The organism is Nocardioides sp. 1609 (assembly GCF_004522105.1).
In the GTDB taxonomy this organism is placed as follows: Bacteria; Actinomycetota; Actinomycetes; order Propionibacteriales; family Nocardioidaceae; genus Nocardioides.
Window position 1 is genome coordinate 283182 of sequence record NZ_SPUJ01000002.1, and the last position, 14267, is coordinate 297448.

Consider the following 14267-nt stretch of genomic DNA (forward strand, 5'->3'; position numbering starts at 1 on the left):
GTCAAGGGTCACACCGAACGATCGCTCGGGTGGTCGGAAGCCCCGGTCCGCGCCTCAGGTCCAGTCCCTCAGCTCGCGCTTGAGGATCTTCCCGCTGGCGTTGATCGGCAGTGCCGGGACGAGGCGGAACTCCGCCGGCACCTTGTACTTGGCCAGGCGCTCGGCGCAGTGCGCGGCGAGCTCCTCGGGGGTGACCTCGACGCCGTCCGCGACCTGGATCCAGGCCCGCACGACCTCGCTCCAGTGCTCGTCCTCGACGCCGACCACGGCGCACTGGACGACCGCCGGGTGCTCGGCGAGGACCGACTCGATCTCGACGGGGTAGATGTTCTCCCCACCCCGCACGATCATGTCCTTCTTGCGGCCGTGCAGGTACAGGTAGCCGTTCTCGTCGAGGTAGCCCATGTCGCCGGCGCGGAACCAGCCGCCGCGGGTCGCCTCCGCGGTCTCCTCGGGCATCTCGAGGTAGCCGTCGAAGAGCATGTCGCTGCGGGTCGCGATCTCCCCGACCTCGCCGACCGCGACCTCGCGGAGGTCGTCGTCGACGATGCGCAGCGCGACGCCGAACGCGGGCTTGCCGATCGAGCCGAGCAGCTCGGGCCGGCCGGCGAGCGCGCGCCGGTGGTCCTCGGGCCCGAGCAGGGCCTGCAGGCCGGCCTCGGTGCCGGCGCCGAAGGCGTTGAGGAAGTCGCAGCGGAAGGTGTCCATCGCCCGGCGCAGCAGGTTCGGCGACATCGGCGCGGCGCCGTAGTACATCAGCTCGAGGCGCTCGTAGTCGTGGTCGTGGACGCCGTCGAGCCGGAGCAGCGTGCTGATCATCGTCGGCACCATGAAGATGCCCGTGAGCCGGTCGGCGGCCAGGTGGTCCAGGGTGACCTGCGGGTCGAACTGGGGGACGACGAGCGAGGTGAAGCCGTAGGAGACGCCGGCGAGCAGCTGGCAGACGCCGGTGATGTGGAACGTGGGGGCCGCGGTGTAGCGGACCTCCTCGGGCAGCATCCGGAACTCGATGACCTGCTCGGCGACGATCGCCTTCATCATCCGCTGCGACTGCAGCACGCCCTTGGGCAGCCCGGTCGTGCCGGAGGTGAAGGCCAGCCCGACGACGTCGCGGTCGCCCGCGACCACCGGCGGCTCGGCCTCGGAGCCGGTCGCGAGGAGGTCCTCGTACCCGGAGGTCGACTCCCCGGGCCGCTCGTCGAGGGCGAGCACCAGCGGGATGCCGTGCTGCTCGCCGATGCCCTCGAGCATCTCGGCGTAGCGCAGCTCGTGGAAGAACGCCGTGGGCCGGGCCCGGGCGGTGAGCACGTCGACCTCGCCGCGGCGCAGGCGGTAGTTGAGCGGCACGTAGACCGCCCCGAGCTTGCAGGCGGCCAGCACGATCTCGACGTAGCGGTGCGAGTCGAGGGCGAAGACCGCGAGCCGGTCGCCGCGGCCGACACCCTGGGCCCGCAGCGCCGAGACGAGCCGGTTCACCCGGGCGTTCGTCTGGGCGAAGGTGTGGTGGCTGCCGTCGGGGAACAGGAAGCTGGCGCGGTCGGGCTGGGCGCGCGCCGTCATCGTGATGCTCTCGCCGAGGCTGACCTGCATGGTCTCGCCCAGGCCGGTGGCGAAGGTGGTCACGGGACGCTCACGTCCTCTCGCTGGTGGTCGGTCAGGACCGCCGCGGCCGCGGGCGACAGACCCCACGCCTGCAGGCGGTCGACGGTCGCGGCGGTGCGGGCGCCGGGCAGCGAGCTCGGCGTCCGGTCGAAGCGGGGCGCGGGGGCCGGCTGGCGGCCGCCCGGGCCGTCGACGAAGGTCTGCCGGGCCCGCACGTGCGGGGCGTCGGCGACCTCGGACGGCGCGTGGACCGGGTGCACGCAGGCGTCGCTCGCGCCGAAGACGGCGTCCCACTCCGTGCGGGTGCGACCGGCGAAGACCTCGGCGAAGCGCTGGGCGAGCACCGGCCAGCCGGCCCGGTCGAGCTGGTCCGGGAGGTCGGCGTCCGCGAGACCGAGCCCGTCGAGCAGGGCGGCGTAGAAGGGCGCCTCGATCGACCCGACGCTCATGTGGCCGCCGTCCGCGGTGGCGTAGCAGCGGTAGAACGGCGCGGCGCCGTCGAGCAGGTTGGTGCCGCGCTCGTCGTTCCACACCCCCTGGGCCCGCATCGAGTGCAGGTGGGTGGTCAGCAGCGCGGCGCCGTCGACCATGGCGGCGTCGACGACCTGGCCGCGCCCGGACGTCGCGCGCTCGACCAGGGCGGCCAGCACCCCGAAGGCGAGGAGCAGGCCGCCCCCGCCGAAGTCGCCGACCAGGTTGAGCGGCGGCACCGGCGGGCCGCCGGCGGGACCGATCGCCCCGAGCGCGCCCGAGAGCGCGACGTAGTTGATGTCGTGGCCGGCGGCCCGGGCGAGGGGGCCGTCCTGGCCCCAGCCGGTCATCCGTCCGTAGACCAGCCGCGGGTTGCGCGCCAGGCACTCGTCGGGCCCGAGGCCGAGCCGCTCCATGACGCCGGGGCGGAAGCCCTCCACGAGGACGTCGGCGCCGTCGACCAGCGCGGCGACGGCGTCGCGGACGACGGGGTCCTTGAGGTCGGCGGCGACCGTCGTCCGGCCGCGGCCGAGCAGGTCGGGCTCGGCCACCGTCGGCACCGGCCGGTCGATGCGGACGACGTCCGCGCCGTGGTCGGCCAGCATCATCGTCGCGAACGGCGCGGGCGCGAGGCCGGCGAGCTCGACCACCCGCAGGCCGGCGAGCGGTCCGGTCACAGGCGCTCGATGATCGTCGCGTTGGCCAGGCCGGCGCCCTCGCACATCGTCTGGAGGCCGTAGCGACCGCCGCTGCGCTCGAGCTCGCACAACAGGGTCGACATCAGCTTGCTGCCCGAGGAGCCGAGCGGGTGGCCCAGCGCGATGGCGCCGCCGTTGACGTTGACCTTGGCGAGGTCGAAGCCGGTCTCCTTCTGCCACGCCAGGACGACGGAGGCGAAGGCCTCGTTGATCTCGACGACGTCGATGTCGTCGACGCCCAGCCCGGAGCGCTCGAGGACCTTCTGCGTCGCCGGGATCGGGGCGGTGAGCATCGCGATCGGGTCGGCGCCGGCCACCGCGAACGTGTGGAAGCGGGCCCGGGGGGTCAGACCGAGCTGGAGGGCGCGCTCCTCGGACATGATGAGCACCGCCGAGGCGCCGTCGGTGATCTGGGAGCTGTTGGCCGCCGTCACCCGGCCGTCGGGCAGGAAGGCCGGCTTGAGGTTCGCCAGCTTCTCCGCGGTGCTCGCGCGGATGCCCTCGTCGGCGGTGAGGTCGCGGCCGTGGTGGGTCGCGGCGCGGGCCTCGGGGTCCCAGGTGCGCACCTCCACCGGGAGGAGCTCCCGGTCGAAGCGACCTCCGTCGCGGGCGGCCGCGGCGCGCTGCTGGCTCTGCAGCCCGAAGGCGTCGAGGTCCTCGCGGGTGAGGTCCCACCGCTCGGCGATCAGCTCGGCGCTGAGCCCCTGGTGGACCAGCCCCTTCGTGCCGAACGTCTCGACGTCGGCGTAGCGCTCGTGGACGAGCGGGCCGAACGGCTCGCCGCCGCCTCGGGTCGAGCCCATCGGCGTCCTGGTCATCACCTCGACACCGGCGGCGACCACCACGTCGTAGGCCCCGGCGATGACGCCCTGGGCGGCGAAGTGGGCGGCCTGCTGGCTCGACCCGCACTGCCGGTCGATGGTCGTGGCGGGCACCGTGTCCGGCCAGCCCGCGGCCAGCACGGCCGAGCGGCCGACGTTCACCCCCTGGTCGCCCACCTGGGAGACGCAGCCCATGATCACGTCGTCGACGAGGGCGGGGTCGAGGTCGTTGCGCTCTCCCAGGGCGCGCAGGACGGTGCCGGCCAGGTCGGCGGCGTGCCACCCGCCGAGCGAGCCGTTGCGCTTGCCGCCGGGGGTGCGGATCGCGTCGACGATCACCGCGTTTCGTGACATGGGAGAGCTCCTCGATCGGTTGCTGCCGGGACGTACGACGTTTGATATTGACGTCGCTGTCACATTAGGGTCGGGCCCGAGACGTGTCAACGGTCACGTCCAGGTGCCAGGTCAGCCAGGTGAGGTGGAGGTCGTCGTGCGGGTCGGGATGTCGTTGGCGTACGCAGGGGGGTTCTGGGAGACCGTCGAGGACCTCGTGGCCTACGAGCGGGCGGGCCTGCAGATGGTCTTCGTGCCCGAGGCCTACAGCTTCGACGCGGTCAGCCAGCTCGGGTTCATCGCCGCCCGCACCGAGCACCTCGAGATCGCCTCGGGGATCCTCCAGATCTACAGCCGGACGCCGACGCTGACCGCGATGACGGCGGCCGGTCTCGACCACGTGTCGAACGGCCGCTTCACCCTCGGCCTCGGCGCGTCCGGGCCCCAGGTCGTCGAGGGGTTCCACGGGGTGGCCTACCACCAGCCCCTGGTCCGCACCCGCGAGGTGGTCGAGGTCTGCCGCAAGGTCTGGCGCCGCGAGGTGCTGCGGCACGAGGGTCGCCACTTCACGATCCCGCTCCCCGAGGGCGAGGGCACCGGGCTGGGCAAGCCGCTGCGCCTGATCAACCACCCCGTCCGCGACCGGATCCCGATCATGCTGGCCGCGCTCGGCCCCAGGAACGTCGCCCAGGCGGCCGAGATCGCCGACGGGTGGGAGCCGCTCTTCTACTACCCCGAGCGCGCCGACGACGTCTGGGGCGACCCGCTGCGCGAGGGCGCCGGCCGGCGCGACCCCGACCTCGGCCCGCTCGACGTCGTCGTCGGCGCCCACCTCGCGATCGGTGACGACGTCGAGGACCTCAAGGCCCAGGCGCGCGCCCAGGTCGCGCTCTACGTCGGCGGGATGGGCGCGCGCGGCCGCAACTTCTACAACACCCTCGCCCAGCGCTACGGCTTCGAGCGCGAGGCCGCCCTCGTCCAGGACCACTACCTCGCCGGCCGCAAGGACGACGCCGCGGCCGCCGTCCCCGACGAGCTCGTGGACCTGACGTCGCTGATCGGTCCCGAGGGCTTCGTGCGCGACCGGCTCGCCGCGCTCCGCGCCAGCGGTGCGACGACCCTCAACCTCACCCCCGTCGGCCGCACCCTCGGCGACCGGCTCCGTGACGTCGAGACGCTCCGCACGCTGCTCGCCTGAGCGGGCTCGGCCTCTCCCCCAGGTCCACCCGCCAAGCACCCGCCCCCCGTGGGCCCCCCGGGTCCTACCGAAATGCACTTCTGCTCCACAGAGTGCCCACAGCATGGCAAAATCCGGGCTCACGAGCAGCGGGGCGGTCACGCTCTGTTGACATCACACTGATCCTTGGTATGGGGGCACCCGCTTTGTCGCACCATCTCTTGCGCCGCTCTGCACGTCGGGCCGGGCGCGGCTTCGTCGTGCTCCTGGTCGGCATCGCCGGGACCCTCGCCCTGGTGCCGCTGGCCCCGAGCGCCGAGGCGGCGGTCATCCGGTCGTTCACGAAGCTCTACTCGGCCCAGATCAACGGGAGCATCCAGGTCACCGGCAACACGCTGATGACCTGCGCCGCGAGCACGACCTGCACCAGCGCACGCAACGGGACCTCGACGACGAACGGCAACAACCAGTTCACGATGGTCCGGCTCGACACCGACTCCGACACCTCGACCACCTCGAGCTCGACGGCCAACGTGACCCTGCCCGCCGGGGCCACCGTCGCCAAGGCCTATCTGTTCTGGGGTGCCAGCACGACTGCGAGCGGCGCCAGCAGCACCATCAGGTTCCGGACGCCGGCAGCCGGCTACCAGACCCTCACCTCTGACGGACGGGACACCCAGGCCGGTCACTACAGCGCCTACCGGGACGTCACCGACCTCGTCCGAGCCGGTGGCGCGGGCACCTACGGCGGCGCCGACATCCCGCTCGCCTTCGGGTCCGCCGACCAGTACGCCGGCTGGAGCCTGGTGGTCGCGGTCGCCGACCCCGCGGCCCCCCTTCGCGACCTCTCCATCTTCTCCGGCTACGCCTCGGTGTCCAACGGAAACCCCGCCACGGCCTCGATCGCGGGCTTCCTCACCCCGCCGAGCGGCGCCGTCGTGTCCAAGGTCGGAATGGTCGTCTACGAAGGAGACATCCAGCTCACCGGTGACCAGTTCCAGATCAACGGGGTCGCCCAGTCCGACGGCAGCGCCGGGTCGACGACCAACTTCTTCAACAGCCGCATCTCCGACAACAGCGCGGTCCTGACGAACCGCAACCCGGCCGACGTGAACTCGCTCGGCACCGAGGCCAAGTCGTTCTCCACCACGGCCATCCCCAACAACGCGACCTCGGCCAACCTCGCGTTCAGCAGCACCGGCGACGTGTACTTCCCGGCTGCGCTGACCAGCCAGATCGACCTGTACGCCCCCACGATCGCCGGCAACAAGACCGTCACCAACCTCACCCGCAACACCACCGCGCAGGTCGGCGACCTGCTCGAGTACCAGATGACGTTCACCAACACCGGCGACGACAACGCCACCAACAGCGTGCTGCGCGACCCGCTGCCGACGCACGTGGCCTACGTGCCCGGTTCGATCCAGGTGACCGCCGGTCCCAACACCGGCGTCAAGACCGACGGCGCCGGCGACGACGTGGGCGAGTACGTCGCGGCCGAGCGCACGGTGCGGGTCCGGATCGGCAGCGGCGCGACCGCCACGACCGGCGGCACCCTGGCCAAGAACGTCGCCACCACCGTGAAGTTCCGCGCCGTCCTGACCGACCCGTCGGCGGGCACGGTCGTCGACAACGCGGTGCTCCTCGAGTACCGCGCGCCCCAGATCGGACGCGACTACACCTACACCTCGGCGGTGGTGTCGACCCCGGTCACCGCGCGAGCCGACCTCGCCCTCACCAAGACCGCCTCGCCCGCGAGCGTCGTGGCCGGCGCGCCGCTCACCTACACCCTGGGCGTCACCAACAACGGGGAGAACACCGCGACGAACACCGTCGTCTCCGACACCCTCCCCGCGGACGTCGTCCTCACCTCCGCGACCACGGCGGGCGGGACCTGCACCGACGCGTCCGGCACCGTGACCTGCCTGCTCGGCGACGTGCCCAACGGCGCCACCCGCACCATCGAGATCGTGACCCGGGTGCGGCCGGCGTTCGCCGGCTCCTCGATCACCAACGTCGCCACGGTGTCCTCCGACCTCTCCGACCCGGTCGCGGCCAACAACACCGCCTCTGTGAGCACGACGGTCACCCGTGCCGCCGACGTCCGCGTCACCAAGACCGTCTCACCGACCAGCCCGGTGGCCGGTCGGGACGTCACCTACACGATCGCCGTCCAGAACGCCGGCCCGTCGACGGCGAACGCCGTCAACCTCGCCGACACGCTGCCCACGGCCTTCCTCACCAACCCGGGGGTGACCGCCTCGACGACGACCGGCACCTGCGCCATCGGGGGACGCACCGTGGCGTGCGAGCTCGGCAACGTCGCCCCCGGCGCCACCGTGACGGTCACCGTCGTCGGGCGGCTCGACCCGTCCTACACCGGCGGCGCCGTGGCCAACACCGCGAGCGCCACCACGACGACGCCCGACCCCACCCCTGGCAACAACACCTCGACGGCGACGTTCACCCCCGCCACCGCGCAGGCCGACCTCGTGGTCGACAAGACGACCGTCACGAACCCGGTGGTACCGGGCCGCCCGGTCGAGTACCGGGTCACCGTCACCAACAACGGCCCGTCGGACGCCGTGGGCGTCGTGCTGGCAGACGCCGTGCCGAGCACCATCACCGGGGTGGCTGCGACGCCGTCCCAGGGCACCTGCACGACCACCGTCTCGTGCGCGCTCGGCACCGTGCCGGCTGGCAGCACGGCCACGGTCACCGTGACCGGCGTGGTGGTCGCCGGTGCCGTCGGAACCGTCACCAACAGCGCCACCGTCTCGAGCGGCACTGCCGACCCCACCCCCGGCAACAACACCGGCTCCACCAGCGACACCGTCCAGCCGCGCGCCGACGTCGCGATCAGCAAGACCGCCGGTCCCGCCGTCGCCGGGAGCAACGTGACCTACACCGTCACGGTCACCAACAACGGCCCGTCCGTCGCTCGCGACGTCGTGGTCACCGACCCCGTCCCCGCTCCGCTGACCCTCGTCTCGGCCACCGGCAGCCAGGGCACCTGCACGACTCCGGGCAACACGGCGCGCTGCGCCCTCGGCGTCCTGCCCCCCGGCGCCGCGGCGACGATGACCATCGTCGTGGGCACCCCCGCGGACGACAGCGCGAACGGCGTCGTCAACACCGCCACCGTGGCGACGTCCACGACCGACCCGACCCCGGGCAACGACACCGCCAGCCACACGCTGACCGCGGGCGCGCAGGCCGACATCAGCCTCACCAAGACTGCGGCACCGTCACCGGTCGTCGCCGGTGGTCCGGTCACCTTCACCCTGACGGCCCGCAACAACGGGCCGTCGAACGCCGCGGGCGTCAGCATCGTCGACACGCTCCCCGCCGAGGTCGTCATCGGCGCCCTGCCGGCTGGGTGCTCGCGGTCCGGCCAGACCGTGACCTGCACGACCGCGACCCTCGCCGCGGGCAACACGTTCGTCGTCCAGGTCCCGGGCACCGTCTCGGCGGCGGTGACCCCAGGGACCCTGACCAACACCGCCACCGCGAGCAGCACGTCGCCGACCGACCCGTCGCCCGCCAACAACACCGCGTCCAGCACCACCTCGGCGATCACCCGCGCCGACCTCGTGCTCACCAAGAGCGGCCCGGCCCGCGCGGTCGCCGGTGACGTCGTCGAGTACACCGTGACGGCCACCAACAACGGGCCCTCCTCCGCCCGCGACGTGGTCGTCACCGACGACCTGCCGGACGGCACCGTCCTCGTGTCCAGCCCCGACTGTGCGCTGCAGCCCGGCAGCACCGCCACCGCGGCCTGTGCGTTCGGCACCGTCCCCGTCGGTGGGGTCGTGACGACGACGCTGCGGGTCCGCGTGGCCGCCTCCCAGGCCGACGGGTCCACCGTCACCAACCGCGCCCAGGTGTCGTCGACCACCATCGACCCGACCCCTGGCAACAACGCCGCGGCCGCCGCCACCGTCGTCGACACCCGCACCGACCTCGCCGTCACCAAGACCGCGACCCCGGACACCCTGGTGGCCGGCCAGGAGGCCGTCTACACGGTCGCCGTCACCAACAACGGGCCCTCCGACGCACGCACCCTCTCCCTCGTCGACACGTTGCCCCCCGGCGTCACGCTCGTGAGCGCCACGACCCCGGCGGGCACCTGCACCGGCACCGCGACCGTCACCTGCGAGCGCGGCGTGCTCGCGGCCGACGCCACCTGGACAGTCACGGTCCGCGTCCTGGTCGGCGCTGGCACCACCGCGACCCAGGTCAACGCCGTCACGGTCTCCAGCGCGACCCCCGAGACCACGCCGGCCGACAACAGCTTCCAGCTGCCGAGCGCGGTCACCGTCGCCGGGGACGTCAGCGTCGTCAAGACCGTGCAGCCGACGCCCGTCGTGCCCGGCCGTCAGGTCGTCTTCGGGCTCACGGCCGTCAACAACGGTCCGTCGACGACGCCCGGCACCGTCCTGACCGACCCGCTGCCCGCCGGGCTCAGCGGCGCCACCGTCACCGTGCGGCCCTCCTCCGCGGGCGCCTGCGACGTCGTCGGCGGCACCGTCACCTGCGCCCTGGGAGCGCTCACGCCGGGCCAGCCGGTGACCGCCACGGTCACCGCCATCCTCGCGCCCGGCTACGCCGCGGCGTCGCTGTCGAACACCGCCACGATCACCAGCGCCGTCGCCGACCCGACGCCCGGCAACGACACCTCGACGGTCACGACGCCGGTCACGCCCGAGGCCGACCTGACCGTGACCAAGCGGGCCGACACCGCGACGATCGTCGCCGGCGAACCCTTCGAGTACACCGTCGAGGTCGGCAACGCCGGCCCGTCGGTCGCCCGTGACGTCGTCGTCACCGACCAGGTGCCGACCGACCTGACGATCACCTCCGCGACCGTCGGCGTGGGGGGGCCCGCGTGCACGGTCGCCGGGCAGCAGGTCACCTGCTCGCTCGACTCCGTGAGCCCCGGCGTCCCGGCCGTCGTCGTGATCCGGGTCCGCCCCCAGAGCGACCTCTCCGTCGCCCAGGTCCGCAACACCGCCTCGGCGACGTCGAGCACCGCCGACGCAACGCCCGACGACAACACCAGCACCCTCGTCCTCCCGGTGGCCACGCAGGCCGACGTCCGCGTCGTCAAGACGCGCACCGTGCCCGCCAGCGGTCCCGTCATCGCGGGCAGCCGGGTCACCTGGACCGTCACGGTCACCAACCCGACCGGACCCAGCACGGCCCGCGGGGTCGTCGTCGACGACGCCGTCAACCCGGCCCTCGCCGGTGTCACCGCCACCGGGGCCGGGGGCGGCTGCTCGGTCGCGGCCGACAACCGGGTCTCCTGCACCGTCGGACGTCTCGGCGTCGGCGACTCGGCGACCGTGACCATCTCCGGCATCGTCCCTGCGAGCTACAGCGGCGGCGCCGGAGGCACGCTGGTGAACACGGCGACGGCGTCCTCGACGACGGGTGACCCGGCGCCGGGCAACAACACGAGCACCGTCACCGACACCGTCCGGGCCGACGCCGGTGTCTCGGTCACCAAGACCCGCACAGCCCCGGCCAGCGGGCCGATCGTCCCGGGTCGGCCCGTGTCGTGGCTGGTCACGATCACCAACACCGGCCCGTCGGTCGCGCGAGAGGTGACGGTGAGCGACGACGTCGCAGACACCCTCACCGGCGTCACGACCACCGTCGTCGGTGCACCGGCCGGCACGGCCTGCCAGGTCGGCGCCGCCAACCTCGTCACCTGCGCCCTTGGCGACCTGCCGGTCGGCTCGGCCACCGTGCGGATCAGCGCCGACGTCCCCGCCGCCTACGCGGGCAGGCTCGACAACACCGTCCAGGTCACGGCGCCGAGTGACACGACGCCGGGCGACAACAGCGCCACCAGCAGCGGCACCACGGAAGCGAGCGCGGACGTCGCCGTCACCAAGACCCGCACCCTGCCGACGGCCGGCCCGGTCGTCCCGGGCCAGCCCGTCGCCTGGGAGGTCTCCGTCGACAACCTCGGCCCCTCGGTCGCCGCCGGCGTGACCATCACCGACGACGTGATCAACGCCCTCACCGGGGTGACCGCCAGCGCCACCGGCGGCGGCACCTGCACCGTCGCTCCCGGCGGTGCCAGCCCCAACCTGGTGACCTGCTCGCTCGGAAGCATCGCCCCGTCGGCCGACCCGGTCGTGGTCACCATCCGGGGCGACGTGCCGCCGTCGTACACCGGCACGGCCGGCAACACCGTCGAGGTCGACACCACCACCCCCGACCCGGTCGCAGGCAACGACACCGCGACCGTGGACGGCTCGGCTCAGCCCGCCGCCGACGTGTCGATCACCAAGACCCGCACCGCGCCCACCAGCGGCCCGGTCGTCCCGGGCTCGGAGGTCGAGTGGACGGTCACCGTCACCAACGCCGGGCCCTCGTCGGCCACCGGCGTCACCCTCACCGACGACGTCGTCGACGCCCTCGACGACGTCACCGCGACCGGGGCCGGCGCCACCTGCAGCGTCGGCGCCGGCAACCGGATCGCCTGCGACCTCCCGGACCTCGCTCCGCGGCAGTCGGTCTCCGTCGTGGTCCGGGGCGGCGTGCCTGCCGGCTACACCGGCGACGTCGACAACACCGCAGTCGTCGCGTCGCCGACCGACACCACGCCGGGCAACAACACCGCGACCTCCACCGCGACCGCGCAGCCCCAGGCCGACGTCTCGATCACCAAGACCCGCACCAGCGGCCCCGTCATCCCCGGCCGACCCGTCACCTGGAACATCCGGGTCACCAACACCGGCCCCTCGACCGCCCGCCAGGTCACCGTCGGCGACGACGTCCTCGACACGCTCACCGGCGTGCAGGCCGAGGTCGTCGGGTCGCCCGCCGGGCTCAGCTGCTCCGTCTCGACCAGCCCGGTCACGCTCAACGTCGTGTCCTGTGACCTCGGCGCGCTCGCCGTCGGCGGCACTGCGACCATCAGGATCACCGGTGACGTCTCGGCCGGCTACACCGGCGCGGTCGACAACACCGCCACCGTCGCATCACCGACCGACACCACCCCGGGCAACAACACCGCGACCTCCACCGGCACCGCCGCGCCGACCGCCGACGTCTCGGTCACCAAGACCCGCACCAGCGGCCCCGTCATCCCCGGCCGACCCGTCACCTGGAACATCCGGGTCACCAGCGCCGGCCCCTCGGTCGCCCGCGACGTCACCCTCACCGACGACGCCCTCGACGACCTCACCGACCTCGAGGTCACCGGCGCACCCGCCGACGCGTGCGCCGTCACCACCGCCAACACCGTCAGCTGCGACCTCGGCGACCTCCAGCCCGGCGCCACCGCGACGGCCATCGTCACCGCCACCGTTCCCCCGGGCTACACCGGCGCGGTCGACAACACCGCCACCGTCGCCTCACCGACCGACACCACCCCCGACAACAACCAGTCGACCTCCACCGGCACCGCCGCGCCGACCGCCGACGTCTCGGTCACCAAGACCCGCACCAGCGGCCCGGTCATCCCCGGCCGACCCGTCACCTGGAACATCCGGGTCAGCAACGCCGGCCCCTCGGTCGCCCGCGACGTCACCCTCACCGACGACGCCCTCGACGCCCTCACCGACCTCACCGCGACCGGCAACAGCGCCACCTGCGACACCGGCACCGGCAACGCAGTCACCTGCGACCTCGACAACCTCCAGCCCGGCGCCACCACCACCATCACCATCACCGGCGCCCTCCCGGCCGGCTACACCGGCGCGGTCGACAACACCGCCACCGTCACCTCACCGACCGACACCACCCCCGACAACAACACCGCGACCTCCACCGGCACCGCCCAGCCCCAGGCCGACGTCACGGTCACCAAGACCCGCACCAGCGGCCCCGCCATCCCCGGCCGACCCGTCACCTGGAACATCCGGGTCACCAACGCCGGCCCCTCGGTCGCCCGCGACGTCGTCCTCACCGACGACGCCCTCGACGACCTCACCGACCTCGAGGTCACCGGCGCACCCGCCGACGCGTGCGCCGTCACCACCGCCAACACCGTCAGCTGCGACCTCGGTGACCTCACGGCGTCCGGTCCCACCAGCAGCATCACGATCACCATCACCGGTGCCCTCCCGGCCGGCTACACCGGCGCGGTCGACAACACCGCCACCGTCACCTCACCGACCGACACCACCCCCGACAACAACACCGCGACCTCCACCGGCACCGCCCAGCCCCAGGCCGACATCACGGTCACCAAGACCCGCACCAGCGGCCCGGTCATCCCCGGCCGACCCGTCACCTGGAACATCCGGGTCACCAACGCCGGCCCCTCGGTCGCCCGCGACGTCACCCTCACCGACGACGCCCTCGACGCCCTCACCGACCTCACCGCGGCCGGCAACAACGCCACCTGCGACACCGGCACCGGCAACGCCGTCACCTGCGACCTCGACAACCTCCAGCCCGGCGCCACCACCACCATCACCATCACCGGCGCCCTCCCGGCCGGCTACACCGGCGCGGTCGACAACACCGCCACCGTCACCTCACCGACCGACACCACCCCCGACAACAACACCGCGACCTCCACCGGCACCGCCCAGCCCCAGGCCGACGTCACGGTCACCAAGACCCGCACCAGCGGCGCGATCGTGCCCGGCCGACCCGTCACCTGGAACATCCGGGTCACCAACGCCGGCCCCTCGGTCGCCCGCGACGTCACCCTCACCGACGACGCCCTCGACGCCCTCACCGACCTCGAGGTCACCGGCGCACCCGCCGACGCGTGCACCGTCACCACCGCCAACACCGTCAGCTGCGACCTCGGCGACCTCCAGTCCGGCGCCACCGCGACGGCCATCGTCACCGCCACCGTTCCCCCGGGCTACACCGGCGCGGTCGACAACACCGCCACCGTCGCATCACCGACCGACACCACCCCCGACAACAACACCGCGACCTCCACCGGCACCGCGGCCCCGCAGGCCGACATCGCCATCACCAAGACCCGCACCAGCGGCCCCGTGATCCCCGGCCAGCCGCTGGCCTGGCGGATCGCGGTCACGAACGGCGGTCCGTCGACCGCTCGTGACGTCGTCGTCACCGACGACGTGCTCGACGCCCTGACCGGCATCGACGTCCAGGTGACCGGTGCGGCTGCCGACGTGACGTGCACCGTCGCCACGGGCAACGTCGTCACCTGTCCGATCGGGG

At 73.1% G+C, this 14267-nt stretch carries 5 protein-coding genes; 2 read left to right on the forward strand and 3 right to left on the reverse strand.

Annotation, left to right across the window (positions count from 1 at the left end; genetic code table 11):
• Positions 1–54: 54 nt before the first annotated feature.
• From E4623_RS06280 to E4623_RS06290, 3 genes are read right to left on the reverse strand one after another with little or no spacing between them, the layout of a single operon-like run.
• Complete coding sequence (locus tag E4623_RS06280; RefSeq protein WP_134765676.1) at positions 55–1623, reverse strand: AMP-binding protein; 1569 nt, start codon at positions 1621–1623, stop codon at positions 55–57.
• Positions 1620–2750 carry a CaiB/BaiF CoA-transferase family protein gene (locus tag E4623_RS06285; protein ID WP_134765677.1) on the reverse strand — a complete coding sequence of 377 codons (1131 nt, stop codon included), beginning with the start codon at positions 2748–2750 and terminating at the stop codon, positions 1620–1622. Before E4623_RS06285 ends, E4623_RS06280 begins: the two co-directional genes overlap by 4 nt.
• The gene (locus tag E4623_RS06290; protein WP_134765678.1) at positions 2747–3946 is read right to left on the reverse strand and encodes an acetyl-CoA C-acyltransferase; all 1200 of its coding nucleotides are present in this window, start codon (positions 3944–3946) and stop codon (positions 2747–2749) included. Before E4623_RS06290 ends, E4623_RS06285 begins: the two co-directional genes overlap by 4 nt.
• A gap of 124 nt (positions 3947–4070) precedes the next feature.
• Here E4623_RS06290 and E4623_RS06295 point away from each other — a divergent pair, with 124 nt between their 5' ends.
• Positions 4071–5123, forward strand: a complete 1053-nt coding sequence (locus tag E4623_RS06295) for an LLM class F420-dependent oxidoreductase (RefSeq protein ID WP_245154930.1) — start codon at positions 4071–4073, stop codon at positions 5121–5123.
• Between the two features lie 200 nt (positions 5124–5323).
• Positions 5324–14267: DUF11 domain-containing protein (locus E4623_RS06300; protein ID WP_134765679.1), on the forward strand; the 8944-nt coding region annotated here is incomplete at its 3' end.